At 62.8% G+C, this 17,029-nt stretch carries 17 protein-coding genes and 1 tRNA gene; 12 read left to right on the forward strand and 6 right to left on the reverse strand.

The genetic code is table 11. From position 1 onward, the window contains the following. Positions 1 to 20 precede the first annotated feature (20 nt). Positions 21 to 112: transfer RNA gene (locus KEC56_RS04635), tRNA-Ser, on the forward strand. Positions 113 to 123: 11 nt separating this feature from the next. Here KEC56_RS04635 and KEC56_RS04640 read toward each other — a convergent pair. The 3 genes from KEC56_RS04640 to KEC56_RS04650 are packed head-to-tail and all read right to left on the reverse strand — an operon-like array spanning position 124 to position 2,085. Continuing rightward, positions 124 to 1,281, reverse strand: coding sequence for a tyrosine-type recombinase/integrase (locus KEC56_RS04640; RefSeq protein ID WP_227530007.1), 1,158 nt, complete (start codon positions 1,279 to 1,281; stop codon positions 124 to 126). After that, positions 1,278 to 1,502: a helix-turn-helix transcriptional regulator gene (locus tag KEC56_RS04645; RefSeq protein WP_227530008.1), complete on the reverse strand. Its 225-nt coding sequence runs from the start codon at positions 1,500 to 1,502 to the stop codon at positions 1,278 to 1,280. Before KEC56_RS04645 ends, KEC56_RS04640 begins: the two co-directional genes overlap by 4 nt. Further along, positions 1,495 to 2,085 (reverse strand): hypothetical protein, encoded by a 591-nt coding sequence (locus KEC56_RS04650; protein WP_227530009.1) that lies wholly within the window; start codon positions 2,083 to 2,085, stop codon positions 1,495 to 1,497. The genes KEC56_RS04645 and KEC56_RS04650 overlap by 8 nt, the downstream gene beginning before the upstream one ends. A gap of 36 nt (positions 2,086 to 2,121) precedes the next feature. Here KEC56_RS04650 and KEC56_RS04655 point away from each other — a divergent pair, with 36 nt between their 5' ends. After that, positions 2,122 to 2,868 carry an AAA family ATPase gene (locus KEC56_RS04655; RefSeq protein ID WP_227530010.1) on the forward strand — a complete coding sequence of 249 codons (747 nt, stop codon included), beginning with the start codon at positions 2,122 to 2,124 and terminating at the stop codon, positions 2,866 to 2,868. A 482-nt stretch (positions 2,869 to 3,350) separates the two neighbouring features. Next, entirely contained in the window at positions 3,351 to 3,605 is a 255-nt protein-coding gene (locus KEC56_RS04660) for a glutaredoxin family protein (RefSeq protein ID WP_227530011.1), read from the forward strand. 195 nt (positions 3,606 to 3,800) lie between these two features. On the opposite strand, the gene KEC56_RS04665 is transcribed toward KEC56_RS04660, so the two are convergent. Together KEC56_RS04665 and KEC56_RS04670 are read right to left on the reverse strand one after the other, a co-directional pair. Beyond that, on the reverse strand, positions 3,801 to 4,799 hold the full coding sequence (locus tag KEC56_RS04665; RefSeq protein WP_308012998.1) for a zeta toxin family protein: 999 nt from the start codon (positions 4,797 to 4,799) through the stop codon (positions 3,801 to 3,803). Further along, positions 4,792 to 5,028 (reverse strand): hypothetical protein, encoded by a 237-nt coding sequence (locus tag KEC56_RS04670; RefSeq protein WP_227530013.1) that lies wholly within the window; start codon positions 5,026 to 5,028, stop codon positions 4,792 to 4,794. The genes KEC56_RS04665 and KEC56_RS04670 overlap by 8 nt, the downstream gene beginning before the upstream one ends. Before the next feature lie 112 nt (positions 5,029 to 5,140). On the opposite strand from KEC56_RS04670, the gene KEC56_RS04675 reads away from it, so the two are divergent. From KEC56_RS04675 to KEC56_RS04690, 4 genes are all read left to right on the forward strand, one after another. After that, positions 5,141 to 5,464, forward strand: a complete 324-nt coding sequence (locus tag KEC56_RS04675) for a hypothetical protein (RefSeq protein WP_227530014.1) — start codon at positions 5,141 to 5,143, stop codon at positions 5,462 to 5,464. Between the two features lie 9 nt (positions 5,465 to 5,473). Continuing rightward, on the forward strand, positions 5,474 to 5,731 hold the full coding sequence (locus KEC56_RS04680) for a hypothetical protein (protein ID WP_227530015.1): 258 nt from the start codon (positions 5,474 to 5,476) through the stop codon (positions 5,729 to 5,731). 205 nt (positions 5,732 to 5,936) lie between these two features. Further along, positions 5,937 to 8,750, forward strand: coding sequence for a DNA methyltransferase (locus tag KEC56_RS04685; RefSeq protein ID WP_227530016.1), 2,814 nt, complete (start codon positions 5,937 to 5,939; stop codon positions 8,748 to 8,750). Continuing rightward, a complete protein-coding gene (locus KEC56_RS04690) occupies positions 8,747 to 10,264 on the forward strand; it encodes a hypothetical protein (protein WP_227530017.1) in 1,518 nt (505 codons plus the stop codon). The genes KEC56_RS04685 and KEC56_RS04690 overlap by 4 nt, the downstream gene beginning before the upstream one ends. A gap of 116 nt (positions 10,265 to 10,380) precedes the next feature. Here KEC56_RS04690 and KEC56_RS04695 read toward each other — a convergent pair whose 3' ends face one another. Further along, a complete protein-coding gene (locus KEC56_RS04695) occupies positions 10,381 to 10,713 on the reverse strand; it encodes a hypothetical protein (protein WP_227530018.1) in 333 nt (110 codons plus the stop codon). Between the two features lie 64 nt (positions 10,714 to 10,777). Between KEC56_RS04695 and KEC56_RS04700 the strand changes: the two genes are divergently transcribed. The 5 genes from KEC56_RS04700 to KEC56_RS14095 all read left to right on the forward strand — a co-directional run bounded on the left by KEC56_RS04700 (position 10,778) and on the right by KEC56_RS14095 (position 16,955). Next, complete coding sequence (locus KEC56_RS04700) at positions 10,778 to 11,797, forward strand: DUF5677 domain-containing protein (RefSeq protein ID WP_227530019.1); 1,020 nt, start codon at positions 10,778 to 10,780, stop codon at positions 11,795 to 11,797. 269 nt (positions 11,798 to 12,066) lie between these two features. After that, positions 12,067 to 13,224, forward strand: a complete 1,158-nt coding sequence (locus tag KEC56_RS04705) for a DNA methyltransferase family protein (protein ID WP_227530020.1) — start codon at positions 12,067 to 12,069, stop codon at positions 13,222 to 13,224. Then, a complete protein-coding gene (locus KEC56_RS04710; protein WP_227530021.1) occupies positions 13,212 to 15,293 on the forward strand; it encodes a sensor histidine kinase in 2,082 nt (693 codons plus the stop codon). The genes KEC56_RS04705 and KEC56_RS04710 overlap by 13 nt, the downstream gene beginning before the upstream one ends. Further along, positions 15,277 to 15,936, forward strand: coding sequence for a hypothetical protein (locus tag KEC56_RS04715; RefSeq protein WP_227530022.1), 660 nt, complete (start codon positions 15,277 to 15,279; stop codon positions 15,934 to 15,936). Before KEC56_RS04710 ends, KEC56_RS04715 begins: the two co-directional genes overlap by 17 nt. After that, positions 15,918 to 16,955, forward strand: a complete 1,038-nt coding sequence (locus tag KEC56_RS14095; RefSeq protein WP_227530023.1) for a ComEC/Rec2 family competence protein — start codon at positions 15,918 to 15,920, stop codon at positions 16,953 to 16,955. Before KEC56_RS04715 ends, KEC56_RS14095 begins: the two co-directional genes overlap by 19 nt. Positions 16,956 to 17,029 lie beyond the last annotated feature (74 nt).

The raw sequence follows: 17,029 nt of genomic DNA on the forward strand, positions 1-17,029 counted from the left end.
GTTCGACGCGTCGGGCGCCTGGAGACGTCGCATAGTCAGGCCTAGTGCACCACCCTGCTAAGGTGGAGTCCCCTCACGGGGACCGAGGGTTCAAATCCCTCCGTCTCCGCCAAAAATCCCTGGTCAGATCCCTAAATCTTGGCTTGATGATTTCGGGATCGCCTGAATCTCGCTCGGTTTTTCGTTCCAAGTGTCCCGTGAGTGTCCCGGAATCTTCGCGAGCTTCTCGGCATTCGTGAGCCGGTTGACGAAATCGCGACGTTGCCCTTCGCCCAGCACGTGCGCGTAGACCTTCAATACAGTGCGCGCGTCGTCGCCAAGGTACTCGGCCACTTCGTGGATCGGTGTCCCCAGTCGCAGCCAGGTGGAGGCTGCATAGTGACGGAGCGCGTGACGCCGGAACCCGAGGGGGAACTTCCGGATCACGCTGACTTTGAATTGGCCGCCGAGCTTGTTCGTGAACAGGTAGTCGTCGGGATATTTGCCGGCTGCGTGGGCGCGGAAGATCTCGAGCCCGCGGGGCGACAGTGGCACTGGTCGCCTGCCTCGCCACGACTTCGTGCTCTTTTCCTCATATCTGTCCGAATGGGACCGCTCGACGTTGAGCTGCGGAAGGGGAACCTCGCTGAGCCAGCTCACCCGCATCGCGCGTACTTCGCCCCACCGCAGGCCGGTGAGCGACATGAACTCGAAGATGTCGGCGATATCCGCGCGTCGGTCTCTGAGCTCACGCAGCACCTTATCGATTCGTCCAGCTGTGGGTATCTCGCCGGGATTGATTGACCGAAGCGCCACTTCGCCGAGCTCCGGAATCTTCCGCATGCTCCGGACGGGATGCGGTTGATGGAGCAGGCCGTGGTCGTCAGCGTAGGTGAACAGGGCGCTCAAGGTCGTCTTGGCTCGCGCCACGGTTGTGGGCGCCTTTCCCGACGCGAGCTCGGCGATCAGGTGCTCCCTGATGTCGCTCGCTTGCACGGTCGACAGCGGACGCAGTAGCAATGATTTCGGTAGAGCGGCGAGGTTGTTGTTGTCGGTGTCGTTCGTGTGCGGGTTACCGTCCTTGCGTGACTGCTGGAACCGCTTCACGAGCTCGGCCAACGTGAAGCTCTTCTTCGGAGGGAGTGGGCGCCCGGTGGTGATCAGTCGGAGCTGCTCGCGCTCCCAGGCCAGGGCATCGTTCTTGCGATCGAAGCTGCGCGATGCAACCAGCTGCCCGCCGGCCTTGATGCGCGCAATGTAGCGGTTCTTCCCCGCCTTCGTCTTGCGCGTCTCGACACTCATGTCGCTACCCCCGCCAGGCGTTCCACGTCGATGCGGCGATAGATGCGCTTGTGCTCGGTGATATGCACCGGCGGCACGGGCGCTCTGCCGTCCATGGCGAGGTGACGCAACGTCGTTCGGTGGATGCCGAGGAGCAGGGCTGCTTCCTCTTCGGAATAGAAGAGCGGCGTGAGTGCTGCCGTCTGCGCGAGTTCTGTATCGGTGACCTGAGTGTTAACCATCTGCCTGGCGGCCGACGTTGTATGTCATGCCCTCCAGGCGCCCTTCATCGCGAGCTTTCTTGATCCAGTCCGAAGCGGTGCGGTGGGGGATGTCGAGTTCGATCTGTACAGCGCGAACGGGCGGGTTGCCCGAGAGGGCCGCTGCACCGTAGAGGATCTCGATGACCTCCATGCGCTCATCCTTCATCCCCCGCTTCACCGCCGCGGCGGCCATCCATGGCGGGATGATTCTGCCGTCGGCGGAGGTGAGATCTGCAATGGACGTCCAGGCATCGCCTGGCTCGTCGGTGAGCCGCACTGCGATGCAGTGAGGAATCGCTGCCTGCAGGATGGCAACGGATGCCGTGCGACGAAGTGCCTGCTGATCGAAATTGTCTCGGACTGCTCGGTTGATGATGGCAGTCACGATGTAGCGACCCTCGTCGGCGTTGTAGTGCGCTTCGATCGTGGTCTCCACGCCCGTGTCGTCGTCCGTCGTGGAAGCGACGAAGCCGGGGGCGATGCGCAGCGCGGACCCAACGGGCTGAGTGGCAGAGTGCCACGTCATGGCCTTGCCGTCGAGATTGTTCACGTCGACCTTCACCCCCTTAGTTTGCCTTACCGCGCCGGAGATTCGCAGATGCCTCTTGCTAAGTGTATGTCTAAGACGTTTACTTGTGTCAATACCCAGTTTTTATTCGCAAGATGGGCGGTAGCCATGACGGAACTGAGGATCATCTCTGCGGTGAACCAAAAGGGCGGGATGGGAAAGACCACGGTAACGATGCAACTTGCGGCTGCTCTGTCGCGCCGGCACCGCGTGCTCGTCGTCGACGTCGACCCGCAGCAGTCGACGGTGTGGTGGGCTGAGAACGCCGACCGCCGCCTTCCGTTCGACTTCGCCGGCAGCCAGCATCCGAATGTGTTGGCACGTCTGGAGCATCTCTCTGGCGACTACGACTTCGTGATCGTCGACACCCCCGGGAGCCTGGAGGATCCGCGCACGCTCGATGTCGTCGTCGATGCGTCGCACCTCGTGATCGTGCCACTTGCCCCGGAACCTCTCGCCGTCGAGCCGACGATGCGAACGATCGAGCGCGTGATCGAGCCCCGCGCTACCCGCTTCGGAGTGCTGCTCAATCGCATCGATCCTCGCGTGCACGGCCAGTTGCATACGTGGACCCACCTGTTGGACGTCACGCTCGGCGTGCCCCGTTTCGACGCGTATCTGCGTCAGTACAAGACGCAGGCCGATGCGCCGGTGCTCGGCAGTCTCGTGACGACGGTTCGGGATAACCGAAGCACGCAGGGTGCGATCTGGGACGTGACGCGTCTCGGGCACGAAGTTGCGGAGCAGCTCAGTCCCCAACTGCAAGGAGCATGGTGAGCCATGGCGCACGTGGACTTGGGCGAGAGGCTCAGCGAGACGCGCGAGCGATTGCGACGTCAGGAGGGCGGACGGGACGAACCGACCGCGAAGTTCGCGCGGCTCACGCGGAAGGAGACGCGCGTTCGTGAGGATCAATACGTCGAGCTCTCGCGCCTGGCACGTGCCCTCATGCGCGACCGCGTCTCGCGCCGGGAACGGATCACCGAGAACACGCTGATCCGTATCGCCATCGATCTGCTCCTCGCGCACCGGGACCAGCTCCGGGGCTCCGACGAGGGCGAGCTCCGCCGTTCGATGATGCTCGAAGCTCCGGAGTTCCGAAGTTCGGCGGTTGCGGAGTCCGGAGGATCCGGCGTTTCGGACTTTGTTACGACGGATGCCCCAAACTCCCGAAGCTCGGGTGTTGCAGACCCGCCGACGTTAGGATCTCGGAACTACGAGCGTCCGGAACTTGCAGAGTCCCGACGAGGGAGGCGGTCATGACGCAGGTCACCGTGTACTCGACCGGGCCCACGTGCCAGCGTTGCCGGCTCACGTGCCAGCGGCTCGACGCGCTCGGCATCCGGTACGACCTCGTGGACATCCACGACGAGCACAACGCCGCTGTCCGCAGGTTCCTGGTGGACGAGCTCGGATATCGTGAAGCTCCGATCGTTCAGGTGGGGGACTCGCGATGGGCGGGCTTCCGGCCGGATCTCATCGACGGCGTCGCTCGCTGGCTGGGCATCTCGTAGGTCTGGGACGAGACCGAGAGGTGGGCAGCCCCGCCGGCTGCGAGAGTGTAGTGGACGGCACCCCGCTCCGTGCCGCGCTTTCGCGGCATATCCTCCCTCGCCGCGCTCGGTCCGGTATTCCACGACGCGGCACTACCCGGACCGCCGCCCACTGGGGATCGGCAGCTATCCGGCCGGAGCAGGAGTGCGGTCAGCTCAGCGCGAGATCGATGTCCCCGGCGTAGACGGGGTGACGACCGGGGCTGCGATGTCAGGCGAGTCGTGACGGTCAGCGCGCTGCTTGAGTGCTGCGAGGCTCGATCGCAGGGCGACCAGCTGGATCGGCACGACCTGGGAGTCTGGTGGAACCGGCAGATCCGGCACCACCTTCCGGATCGCCATCTCGTGAAGCTCGATGAGCGATTCGAGAGCAGCGGGGGGAATCGAGCGCAACGATTGCGCGTACGCCGTCATGTGTCGCAACTCGCTCAGCCACTGCGCTGCTTCGAGGGCGGACATCTTCTCAGAGCATGACGCGCGAAACGCGGAAGACACGTTCGCCATCGCCGTGGGGTCGGTGCGGTGAGCATCGAGCACGGTCAGCCCTCGCCGCCCGATCACTGACACGCGATCAACGGCCGAGTCAGCCGCGGATGCCGAAACCAGCGCATCAACATAGGCAAAGCTCCCCTCATTCTCCGCAGGCGTGACGAATTGCGACTGCAGACGCTGCTGCACCTCCCGCAGACCTCGCGACGTCGCCGACAACGGGCTCTCCTCGCTGCGGGTGGCGGCAACGACGACGTGCACTTGATAGTTGGAGTCCGCGAAGCGGCGTGCCACAGCAAGCGCAGTGCTCGGTGAACGGAACGCACCCTCGAGAAGCAACGAGTAGCGGTTCTCACGCGCATGAGCGAGGCTCGCTTGCAGCCAGGAGGCCGCGGCCCGAGACAGTTCATTCTGGCCGGCCGTTGAAGCACGGAAAGACGGCTCGAGATAGCGCGGATGAAACGCTTGAAGATCCTCGCTCGAAACCGGAACGAGATTGCCGCCATGCATTCGGCGAACCAGCGCGATCGCTCGCCCGGCGCCCGCACCCGATGCTCCGGCAAGCAGGACCAACGCAGGGTGCGAAGCGGGCTGTGCGCCGTGGAACACCGATCGCAGGACAAGCCCCTCGCGGTCTGAGGCGGAAGACTCTGGAGAGTCAGCCACGAGCGAGCCCGGCGTTGTGGATCGCGTTGAGTTTTGTGACGACCTCGCCGCGATCGAACCCGTTCACGTCGTAAAGCTCCAAGCGAGCCTGCGCGATCCGATCTGCGACGCTCGCGTCATGAGCTTCACCAGACACGAGGAGCCCCGCTAAGGCTACGCGTGCCTCTTCGCGTAGCGCGTCATAAAGCACCGCATCGTTCACTCGCCACTGCGAAGGGCGCTGGGACATGTCGACTCCTTGCCGCGAGTTTACCAACGGTGCTGGGCGCAGGACCCGCCCGGGAAGTGGCCGTGTCAGAGGCGCCCCGTACGATCGCCGTGGGCCGGGAAAGGGGACCGGTGTGGGATCGAGCAAGCGTCTCGCGGAGCTGTACGACAGGTACGCGGCTGAGAAGCACCTCGCGAGGCTGCTGAAGGAAGCGCCCCTCCAGTCGCTCACCTCCCGAGAGTTGGAACTCGACCGGCTGCCGGTGACGATCTACCCGCGTCCACGAGGATGTCAGGCCTGGGTGCGGATCGGGCCACACGCGGTCCGTGTTTCGGCCAGGATCGTGCGGTCGACTCCGCGTGCCGCCGGGATTGAGTTCGTCGTCGAGGAACGGACAGTACGGTGCTGGGTCTGGGGATCGGCCGTCGACGTGAAAGCAGCGGACGACGAGGCGTAAGGTCAACTCATGGGCGCACCAACCGAGTGGATCGCCGCGCGCGGACTCTGGCCAGTCAGCGCGGATCCAAGCGAACTCGTGATTCCCGACCACGTGCTGAACGACGTGGAACTCTCACTCGCAGCCAAGGGATTGTTCGCGCTACTCGTCGCATCTCAAGGGCAACCCATCGACCCGTTTGACGACGCGCTCGAAGACCCAGCCGACATCTCGGCAGCGATTGACGAGCTTCTCAGGGCGGGACTGGCTGTCCGCGTCGTGAGATGAGCGCAGCGACTGTTGAAACGCAGTCGACTCGAACGGGCTGCGCATCATTCCGCGGCGCACGTCACACGTCGATCCCCAAGCGCGCGCTGAACGATAGCCGGACCCTCGTGAGCAATCGTCGGTCCTTCGGTAGGGAGCCCCGCTGCGAGATTGGCGCAGGACGCGCTTGCGTTACGCGGAAGGATGATGCTGGACGGCTACCGTAGTGACCGTGCCGAAGTCGTTGTCGATGAATGAGATCCGAACTCGAGCCGCGCAGTTCATCCGCGACTGGGAGGACGAGCCCGGTGACGAGCGGCAGCAGGCGCAGTCATACGTTCGGGACCTGCTCGGGGTGTACGGAATCACACAGACGCGCGCTGCCTTCTACGAAAAGCGCGTCAACCGCTCGTCGACCGGTTCCCGCGGATACATAGACGCGCTGATCCCCGGCCTCGCGCTGATCGAGATGAAGTCTGCCGGCAAGGATCTCGTCGCGGCAGAGCAGCAGGCGCTCGACTACATCGACGATCTCCCCGATCCCGAGGTTCCCCGCTGGGTGATAACGAGCGACTTTCATCGGCTCCGCCTGCTCGACCTGCATGCCAAGGACGACGGTGTCCAGGAGTTCACGCTGCCCCAGTTGCGGGATCACGCCGACCGACTGGCCTTCCTCGCCGGCTACGGTGAGCGCACTTTCGGATCGAAGGCTCAGGAAGAAGCGTCGATCAAGGCCGCGAAGCTGATGGCATCGCTGTACGAGGCCCTCGAGGATTCGGGGTACGACGATCACGAGGCGTCGGTGTTCTTGGTGCGCACTCTCTTCGCGCTCTATGCCGATGACGCTGGCGTGTGGGATCGCGATCTGTTCCTTGAATTCCTAGAGACACGTACCGCCCACGACGGTTCCGATCTCGGCCCACAACTGTCGCTGCTGTACCAGGTGATGGGTCGCGAGCCCAGCAGGCGGCAATCGAACCTCGACGAGCTGATCGCACGCTTCCCATACGTCAACGGCGGTATCTTCGAGGAATCAGTGTCGATCCCCTCGTTTGACACTGGCATGCGCGATCGGCTGATCGCCGCGGCGATGTTCAACTGGTCCGCGATCTCGCCGGCCATCTTCGGCAGCCTCTTCCAAGCCGTCAAAGATAAAGCCGCCCGCCGCGAACTCGGCGAGCACTACACCACCGAGACCAACATCATGAAGGTCATCGGCCCGATGTTCCTTGACGAGTTGCGGCAGCGGTTCTCTGACGGCTACTACGACACCGGAAAGCTCAAGAAGCTGCGCGCGGACATGGGGCAGATGCGGTTCCTCGACCCGGCGTGCGGCTGCGGCAACTTCCTCGTGGTCGGCTATCGACAGATGCGAGCGCTCGATCTCGAGATCCTGCTGCGTATCCAGGAGCTCTCAGGTGACACTGCCCGCACGATGTTCTTCACCGAGGAGCACCTTTCCGTGCGGCTGTCGAGCTTCCACGGGATTGAACTCGAGGAGTGGCCGGCACAGATCGCCGCGACTGCTTTGCACCTGGTTGAACACCAGGCGAACCAAGCGATGGAGCTAGCCCTGGGCGACGCACCGGACTCCCTTCCGCTGGACAAGATCAGAAGCATCCAGGTTGGCAACGCCCTGCGCTTGGACTGGGGCGACGTCGTCGAGCCGACCGAGCACCTGTACATCATGGGCAACCCTCCTTTCCTCGGCCACGCGACCCGTTCGCTCGAGCAGGCCCAGGAGTTGCGTGAAGTGTGGCATCGCAAAGATATCGGTCGACTCGACTACGTCACCGGCTGGTATGCCAAGTCGCTCGAACTGTTCAACCGACAGGGGTATGCGGGGGAGTTCGCCTTCGTCTCCACGAACTCGATCGCGCAGGGCGAGCCGGTGCCGGCGCTGTTCGGACCTGTCTTCGCCACCGGGTGGCGCATCAAGTTCGCGCACCGCACGTTCGCGTGGACGAGCGAAGCACCCGGCGCCGCCGCAGTGCACTGCTCTGTCATCGGATTCGACCGAGCACAGAAGAAGCCCGCTCGACTCTTCGACTACTCGGGCAACGTGAAGGGCGAACCCGTCGAGCTGCCGGTCACCGGACAACTCAACGGATACCTGGTGGACGGGCCCAACGCGCTCGTCGAGCAGCGTCGCACGCCACTGGCTCCGCAGCTCCCACCGATGGTGTTCGGCAACATGGCCCGCGACGACGGCAACCTCCTCATCGAGCCGGAGGACTACGACGAAGTCGCCGCAGACCCCGTCGCGGCGAAGTACATCCGACCGTTTGTCGGAGCGCGTCAGCTCATCCACAATGAGCCGCGCTGGTGCCTCTGGCTTGTCGATCTGGACCCGAGTGACATCGCCCGCTCGCCCGTGCTGCGACACCGCCTTGATGCCGTCCGGCAGTTCCGAACTGCCTCCACTGCGGAGTCCACTCGGCAGATGGCCGAGACCCCTCACCTATTCGGTCAGCGGTCGCAACCCGAAACTCCGTATGTGTGCGTGCCCCGTCACGTTAGCGAGACCCGACGCTACTATCCAACCGCCGTTTTCGGGCCAGAAGTGATTTGCGGTGACGCGAACTTCAAAGCCGACGATCCGGATGGCATCGCGTTCGCAGTTGTCTCCTCGTCAGCCTTCATCGCCTGGCAGAAGGCGGTGGGCGGTCGTATCAAGTCAGATCTCCGCTTCTCGAACACACTGACCTGGAACACGTTTCCGCTGCCACCGATGACGGACAAAGAGCGGGCCGCCATCATCGCCGGCGGCCGGGCGGTGCTGGACGCGCGAGCGCTACACCCTGAACGCTCGTTGGCAGACCATTACAATCCCCTCGCGATGTCCCCAGAACTCGTGCGAGCACACCGAGAACTCGACTCAGCCGTCGACAAATGCATGGGTTTGCGAGGCACCGTCACCGACGACAATCGTCTGCGCGCGCTGTTCGCCAGCTATGCCAGGCTCACGACAGCCGACGAACTCTCGATCCCCGGCAAAGCATCCCGCCGCAGGAATGTCCAGCCGGGTGCCACGAAATGACCGAAAGAAGCTGGCCGTACCCCACGGTGCCCGTTCGCGGCAGTCTCACGGTGGACGGCGACGACGAGAATCAGCGGTGCGCGTGTGGAAACTCTTCGTACGCGCAGGATTGGAATTACGCTGATCAGACCGGCCAACTGACTTTCGAAGCGTCCGGATCGTCCGACCCTGACGAGTTCGCGGTGTGCCCCTCGTGCGGCCGGGTATACAGCAACGCCGATCTCTTCCAATCCGACGACGGGATTGTCGCGGCCGTCGCTCGATACGACGTGAACACCCGAGTCTTCAAAGCAGCGCGTGTGCAGTATGACCGGGAGGCGTACACCGCCGATCCAAGCCGCCCAGCGCGTGCCACAAGACGGGGAGCCGAGTTTGAGGACTCCTGTTATCAGGTCGCGGTGCACGCCCAGGACGCCGCCATCGGTCGAGTCGGTGTCGTGCTCGAGGCGATCGCTCACGCTGCAGACAGAGCAGGTGACTACGAGTGCGTCGACATTGCTGTCGCCTACGCGTCCGCGGAGGGGGTTCGAGTTCTCGAAAACGCACTAGCCGGCCCGAGTTGGACGGAAGCCCGTAAGAGATTCCTCGTCAGTTTGGACTTCGGCTTCACGCAGCCGAAGGCGCTCGCGCGTCTCAGCGAGATTAGCAACGCGGAGGTTCGTATTCCCAATGGGCGAGAGGTGCTGGGGTCAGCTGCTCTGCGACCACACACGGCCTTCCACGCCAAGGTGTACAGCTTCGGCGTGGAACAGCATCCGTACCTGCGCGCGTTGGTTGTCGGATCTGCCAACTTAACCGCAAGCGCGCTCTCGACGGGTGCCGAGGTGGTCACAACTCAGACCTGGAAGTCGTACTCAACAGCTGCCTTGAACGACTTGAGACGCGCACGATCTGTCCTCGAATGGTTCCGGGACACTTGGGAGAATGCGGACGCACTCGCTGACGTGCTCGATGAGTATCGAGAGAAGCGCCGCGCGCTACCGAGGCCCCCGCGAATCCGTGAGGAGAGGACCAAGGCAACGCGCCGTTATCTGGCCCCCCTGGAAGACCATGAAATCTCCGGAGATCTCTCCGTCCAACTCGCGGCGGCCAAGGCGCTGTGGATCGATGCCTCGTCAGTGATCCGTAATCGGGGCGCTCTGCCGGGAAGTCAGCTCAACACCCCTCGAGGGACTCGCGTCTTCTTCGGTTTCGCGTCAGAGAAGGTGCCAAGAGACACCACTCTAGGGTCTATCGATCTGCGCATCGTCGGCCACGCCTACCACGACCGCACCATTCGCTTCAGCAACAACGGTATGGACATCATCAATCTGCCGATCCCCGAACAGAACGGCGTCGAGACTTATCAAGGCACGTTCTTGCTCTTTGCTCGCGACTCCCCAGGGAGTGACGGTCGCCGCCGTTACACCCTGACCGTCACGGACGCGGCAGGAGTCGACGCAAAGAGGGCGTCCGCCGCCAACAGTGTTGACCTAGAGATGAGTAGCGGTAGAAAATACGGTCTGTTGTTCTGAACGACGGGCGACCGGCCCCGCCCAGGAGCCATCCCTTAGCTGTCGATGTGCGCTTGAGGGGGCCGCCTAGCGAGGCTAGTCAGCTGCACCGCCGAGAGGCGGGGTGCGGTACCTCGCTACCCACCAGCGTTCAGTTCGGCCTCGTACTCCGCGGCGGAGTCCACGAGCTCCCCCTCCTCGACGAAGTTGTCCATCGCCTGTGGAAACGGGCGATGGGAATCGCTGCCGTTGCTACAAAGCACGTCGTCGTACCACTCATTGTCATACGTCGGGGAGTACGTGCACGACCAGGAGCCCAGCCCGAGCTCTTCACGTATGAACTCCTCATAGCCCGGCTGAGGGCGTTCCTCGAACTCGAAACGGCGAGTCGGGCCCGAGTAACCCGAGACGACGCCGATTAGCGACACGACCGTGACGAGGACCGGCGTCAGCCTCCCCAGAAGCGCCATGCTCCCCCCGGCTCATGCCGTGCCGCACCGCGAGAGATGCCCTCCTATGGGACACGATGAGTGGGTGCAGCAACTCTTCGATCCTGACGACGCCCCTGAGTTGAGGCGAGAGAAGGCATTCATCTTCGGCAGCGCTCCGAAGCTCGCCGGCGATTTCCTCAGAGCGGGGCGCGAAACGCGTATGAGTCGGGCGTCGAAGGATGCAAGCGTCGCAGAGGACATCGCGCACGTCTGGGCGCGCGGTTGGACGGTTCTTGACGCAGTGATCAACGCGATGGAACAGAGCTGCGCGCTCATGTTCACCAGGTCGGAGGTCTTCGACGACCACGCGGACGTCCGAGAAGCGCTACTTCTGCTGCAGAGCGCCACGACCCTTACCCTGCGCGAAATCTCGGAGCTATTGCGAGCTGGCTACTTGTCGGGTGCTGCGGCACGGTGGAGGGCACTGCACGAGACCGCTGTGACGGCTGTCGTCGTCGCTGAGGGAGGACCTTCTATTGCGCGGCGTTACATCGACCATGGCGTCGCCACGCAGCTTCTCCGCTTAGAAGCTTTCTACCAGCAACCTCACCCGGACGCGCCACCTGCCGCTGAGCGCGCTGAGCGGATGCAATTGGTTGCAGACCTCATTGCGAAGCACACGATCCCCGGCGAGACGGTCAGTTTCCGACGTCCGTATGCGTGGGCAACGCCGGTCATGCCAGCTCGGGCCAAGGATGGCAAGCACCTGGAGCCGAACTTCACTCGACTGGAGGCCGCCGCTGGGCAGATCGACATGCGCCTGTTAGTTCAGCACGGCGCTCACGGACATGTTCATAACGACGCTGGAGCCGTGCGGACGGCCGTCCTGAAAGACGGCAACCTGCTTCTGGCGGGTCCGCGTTCTGATGAGGTGCAGACCGTCGCTATACCCGCACTGCGAACCATCGTCGTGGCCGCGGCCGCCACGCATCTAGGCTTCGAGCCTCAATTGGATGAGTTTGGTCGCCTGATCAGTTTGACTGGCGCGGCGATCGCTGACCTCGCGGCGACAGGCGTGCAGGCGTTCGAAAGCGTTCACCGGTCTTCACAGATGCTCTTTTGACTCGGCGGGGGCTAGCGCGGGGTGCGGACCTGGTTCGCCGTCGGTTTGGCGTCGGAGTCCTACTCCGACTCCGTGTGGTACCCAGCGGTCTCGCCAGGTCCGCCCCCGGTTGCGACGGTCAATGGAGCGCCGGCAGTGCATGCCCCCGTAGGCTGATTCTCGATGAGCTTCACGACACAGCCGCGGCAAGAATGCACGCGACGCGCCACGTCAGCATGGCCCGGGGCGCGGCGCGTCGCGAGGACGCTGGCCGGTTGGAGCGGATACCTGTGACGTCCGAGGCATTTCGCGCTTACGCCGAGACGTTCGCGCCGACTGACGGCGATGGACCCGGAGGCTATGTTTCGCCCTACGATGCGCTCCGCCGCCTCGCAGATGTGGACACTCTCCGTCAGAAGGGGACGTTCTTCACCGCGAGTCAGCTTGCCTCCGAGCTGTGGGAACCGGAGCTCGCCGACCTGCCGGAGGGCGCCGTCATACTTGACCCCGCGAGTGGCGCCGGAGACCTGGTCATGCCGGTAGTGGAGTGGGCTGCCCACACCGATACCGCGATATCCATCCGACTGAATGACGTCGAGGATGTCTTCTTGCCTATTGCGCGGTCGCGGCTGTTGCACGCGGCAGAGTCGGTGACGGTGAAAACGACGTGTTCGGATTTCTTGGCGGATACCAGCTTCGCTGAAGGTGTGACACACCTGGCTCTAAATCCCCCGTACTTTTCGCTTGAGTCTGAACGCGCATGGGGCAGCGGAAGAGTCAGTGCGGCGGCGGTCTTCGTTGAACACGCACTTCGCCATATGAAACGTGGGTCGACACTGCTGGCCGTGTTGCCAGACGTGCTCCGGTCCGGCTCACGCTACGGAAAGTGGCGCGATTTCGTAGAGTCGACTGGCACAGTCGGCCGCGTAGTGCCCTGGGGACAATTCGACAGTCACACCGATATCCACGTTTTTCTCCTCACGGTCCACGTCGGCGGCACCGGCCCGCACGTCCCTTGGGTCAGGGACGACGGCGCGCGCGAGCGGCTGCAAGATCATTGCGAAGTTCGAGTCGGACCCGTCGTCCCACACCGTGATGCGGGCGAAGGGCCAACCGTGCCGTACCTGACGGCGAAGAATCTCGCGACGGGGAAGCCGGAACGACGCCGGTTCGCGGGCCGGTTGGAGCGCGGGCCGCTGGTTCTCGTCAACCGTACGTCGCGCCCGGGTGATCGGCCACGCCTACGAGCCCGCATCCTCTCAGACACCACGCCGTCCGCCGTTGAGAACCACTTGCTTGTCGTTAAGCCATTGGATGGCACCCTTCAAGGTTGTGAGACGATCGTCGAACTACTGGGCCGGGAGTCCACCTGGGAATTCCTCGACGAACGTATACGATGCCGACACCTGACAGTTTCTGCGCTGAAGGAGATTCCATGGCGGACGTAGTCGAATCGTCTGCTCGCATTCGGTTCTCGCCTGCCATTCTCCGACGGCTGGGCGAAGAGCTGAATCCAAGCATCGACCAGGGCATCATCGAACTCGCCAAGAATGCTTACGACGCGGACGCCACTGAATGCAACGTGTGGCTTGATCGCGATGGCAATCCCAGAACGATCGTGATTGACGACGACGGCTCTGGGATGACCGCTGATGACATCTTGGGCGGATGGCTGGTCCTGGGAGGCTCAACCAAGAACACGCACGAGTTGACCCCGCGCGGACGCCGCCCCGCGGGAAACAAGGGCCTGGGGCGGCTTGCGGCGCTGCGGTTGGGGCGCGTAGCTCACCTCCGGTCTCGGCCCGGTGACGGGTACGAGTACTCGGTGGTAATCGACTGGCAGCGATTTGAATCTGTTCAGACCGTCGATGATGTCGAACTGGAAGTGGAACGTATTCCCTCGGCTGCCCCCCAGGGCACGACGATCGAGCTCCGACAACTCCGCCAGCCCATCGGCAGGGTTGACGCCCGGCGGTTGGCCCGTGCCCTCGTTCTGCTCGCGGACCCATTCAACGACGTCAAGGGATCCTTCCGCCCGCACTTGCATTCGGACGTGTTTGCAGACTTGGCGGCGCAAGTCGAGCAAAGGTACTTCGACCAAGCGGAATACCACCTGGTGGCAAGCGTGCGCGCGGGGATAGCGTCAGCACAGGTCGAGGACTGGCGCGGCGAAGCCCTCTGGACCGCTACCCATGAGAATCTCTCTAGGAGTAACTCACCCTACGAGATTCCCGACTCCGACGTTGAACTCTGGGCTTTCATCCTGAACGCGCGGTCATTCCAATCACGACCAATTCAGCTCGCGGCCGTCCGAGAGTGGCTCGAGAGTTTCGGCGGCGTGCATATCTACGTCAACGGCTTGCGGGTAGCTCCATATGGCAACCCCGGGAACGACTGGCTCGACATGAATCTTGCGCGAGCGAGAAGTCCTGAGGAGCGTCCGAGCACGAACACCTCGATCGGGCGCGTGCGTGTCACCGATGCGCAAGACCTGCTCAGTCAGAAGACCGATCGTTCAGGTTTCATAGAGACGCCGGCTTTTGAAGAACTGCGCCGGTTCGCAACAGATTCGCTCAACTGGATGGCTCACAAGCGGCTAGAAGCCGCTGAACACAAACGCCGCGCTGCTCGGGTCGAAGTGGCGGCAAGAAAAACACGTAGCGAGAAGGCCGTCGCCGACTCAATCGAGCAGGTTCAAGACGACGAATCCAAGGCTGCGCTGCAACTTGCCTTCGGTCAGTATCAACGCGACCGTGATCGTGAGGCGGAGACCCTGAAGCGGGAAGTGCAGCTCTACCGGACACTCAGCACAGCGGGCATCACAGCAGCCACGTTCGCGCACGAGTCCACCGGAAATCCGCTCAAAGTCATTGGGACCTCTCTCACAGGAATCGAGAGCAGACTCAAACGCAACCCCCAAGTCGACTACGACTCCGACTATGCCGCCGCCCTCACCAGAATGCGCGCGGCGACGTCCGCTTTGACCGTGCTGTCGACAGCTACTCTCGATCTGATCGCGGCTGACAAGCGTCGCCCCGGCAAGGTGTACCTGAACCAAGCAGTCCGTGATGTGTGCTCGAATTTTGAGGCCTTCCTCGTGGGTCGCGCAGTCCAGCTTGACCTCAAGATCGAGGGTGGCCGCGAACCGTTTACCCGCGGCTCGGCTGCTGCTCTAGAGTCCATCGTCACTAATCTCATCAACAACGCCCTGTCAGCGTTCGAGCAGTCGTCAAACGAAGCGCGTTTGCTCGAGATCGTCACGACGTACGATGCCGACACTTGGCACCTTGCGGTCTCGGACAATGGTCCCGGCATCGTTGGAATCACGCTGGATGAGATCTGGCTCCCCGGACATACTCAGCGAGCCCAGGGAACGGGGCTTGGGCTCACCATCGTGCGCGACTCGGTGAGCGACCTAGGAGGACGAGTCGCGGCGATCGCGAACGGCACCCTAGGCGGAGCGACATTCACGATAGACATCCCCACAATAGGAGAAGACGATGGCGGCCTCTTCTGACTCGGTAAGCCGGATTGCGATCCTCGACGACGATCAGAATGTTCGCGAGGGTCTCGCTTACGCCATCGAAAGCGACGAATGGGAACCCGTCGATCAGCCGGGTCCTCTCGGAACAATGGAAGACTTCCTCGCCCGCAACATTGGCGCTGTTGGTGCAGTCAGTGACCACAAGCTCGCCCCGGCGGGCTACGCACAGTTCACCGGAGCACAATTGGTCGCGGCCTGGTACAAGCGAATGTTCCCCGCCCTCCTCTGCACGACCTACAACAAGTCAGCGGTGGACGAGTTCCGATCCCTGCGCCGGTGGATTCCGGTGGTGATGCCACCGGATGGGCTCACTCCGGACACGCTTGGGGTTGGGCTCGAACTCGTTCGCAAGGAACTACAGGGCAACTTTGTCGCGGAGCGCCGCCCGTGGCGCGCAGTCGTGCGATTCACTGACTACGCCCCTGAGAACCGCACGGTCTACGCGAAGCTGGCGGGCTGGAGTTCCGAAGCGGTGGCGTTACGTGAAGTCGATCTGCCTGCCGCTCTTCGTAAGATCGTCACAAGCAAGCCTGACTTCCTGTGCCATGCCGAGGCGAATCTGGGCACTGTGAGCGGCGACGAACTTTATCTCTCGTCATGGGAGTTCGAAGAGTGACCAGCACATCGCTTGACGCTCCACCAGGCCTAGAGGTCGTCGTTCTTGATGTCGGGCATGGCAGTTGCATCTTCATCTCCACTCCAACAGCGACAGCACTCGTGGACACAGGCCCGAATGGTGCAATCCTCGAGTTTCTTCGTGAGCGAGGGCTGACGTACATCGATGTTGTACTGATCTCCCACGCAGACCACGATCACATCGGCGGATTATCAGCCCTGCTTTCGAATGGCATCGGGATCGGTCGTGTCATCTGGAACTCCGACGGCATGAAACGTACGGACGCATGGCTGAGTCTTGCGTACCAACTCGACGACCTCGCGGAGTCTGGTCAGACAATCGCAGACGATGAAGCAGCAAAGGGTATGGACATCTCAGAGCTCGGCCCACGAGTCGCGATCGAGGTCCACGCGCCACGACTGCGCTTGCGGAGGCTGGGTGTTGGCGGCCGGGACAGGTCTGGATCACATATCTCGAGTAACTCAATGAGCGTCGTGGTCCGTGTGACAGTCGATAGCGAACCCCTCATAGTCATTCCGGGCGACTTGGACTCAGTTGGCCTGAGCCATCTTTCTGACACCTCGACGCTCGACCTTCAAGCTCCTTACTTGGTGCTTCCCCACCATGGCGGTCTCATGGGCACTCCTGCAGCAACCCCCGCAGCGATCGAGTACCTCGTGCGCGCAGTTGACCCGAACGTAGTGTTCATATCGAATGGACGCACTGCTCGTTGGGACAACCCGCGCGATGACGTACTGATGGCCGTCCGCAGAGCGAAGCCTGAGTTGCCAATCGTGTGCAGTCAGCTGTCGAAGTCGTGCTCGGCGGCAGCACTACCTCGCACAATCGCTCCGGAGGCGTATTCGGCGGGATGGTGGAATGGCTCATCGTGCGCCGGTACGATCAAACTCACGCCGCAGAGCGGCATAGGCCACACGCTTGACAGGTCGGAGCACTCGAGGTTCGTCGCGAGCCTCCCCACCCCGCGGTGCATCGTTGCGCACAGGCACGCCCTCTAGACGCAGTACAAGTCGGCAACGCGCTGCCCGCAGGTCGGCCTCCTGAACGCACGGCTTCAGTTCCTTCAGATCGA

Origin of the sequence: Microbacterium tenebrionis (assembly GCF_020682665.1) — a bacterium.
Lineage (GTDB): Bacteria > Actinomycetota > Actinomycetes > Actinomycetales > Microbacteriaceae > Microbacterium > Microbacterium tenebrionis.

Coding starts and splice junctions, on each gene's coding strand:
- KEC56_RS04640 (WP_227530007.1), bottom strand. CDS start 1,281: ATGAGTGTCGAGACGCGCAAGACGAAGGCGGGGAAGAACCGCTACATT.
- KEC56_RS04645 (WP_227530008.1), bottom strand. CDS start 1,502: ATGGTTAACACTCAGGTCACCGATACAGAACTCGCGCAGACGGCAGCA.
- KEC56_RS04655 (WP_227530010.1), top strand. CDS start 2,122: ATGCCTCTTGCTAAGTGTATGTCTAAGACGTTTACTTGTGTCAATACC.
- KEC56_RS04660 (WP_227530011.1), top strand. CDS start 3,351: ATGACGCAGGTCACCGTGTACTCGACCGGGCCCACGTGCCAGCGTTGC.
- KEC56_RS04670 (WP_227530013.1), bottom strand. CDS start 5,028: ATGTCCCAGCGCCCTTCGCAGTGGCGAGTGAACGATGCGGTGCTTTAT.
- KEC56_RS04680 (WP_227530015.1), top strand. CDS start 5,474: ATGGGCGCACCAACCGAGTGGATCGCCGCGCGCGGACTCTGGCCAGTC.
- KEC56_RS04690 (WP_227530017.1), top strand. CDS start 8,747: ATGACCGAAAGAAGCTGGCCGTACCCCACGGTGCCCGTTCGCGGCAGT.
- KEC56_RS04695 (WP_227530018.1), bottom strand. CDS start 10,713: ATGGCGCTTCTGGGGAGGCTGACGCCGGTCCTCGTCACGGTCGTGTCG.
- KEC56_RS04710 (WP_227530021.1), top strand. CDS start 13,212: ATGGCGGACGTAGTCGAATCGTCTGCTCGCATTCGGTTCTCGCCTGCC.
- KEC56_RS04715 (WP_227530022.1), top strand. CDS start 15,277: ATGGCGGCCTCTTCTGACTCGGTAAGCCGGATTGCGATCCTCGACGAC.
- KEC56_RS14095 (WP_227530023.1), top strand. CDS start 15,918: ATGGGAGTTCGAAGAGTGACCAGCACATCGCTTGACGCTCCACCAGGC.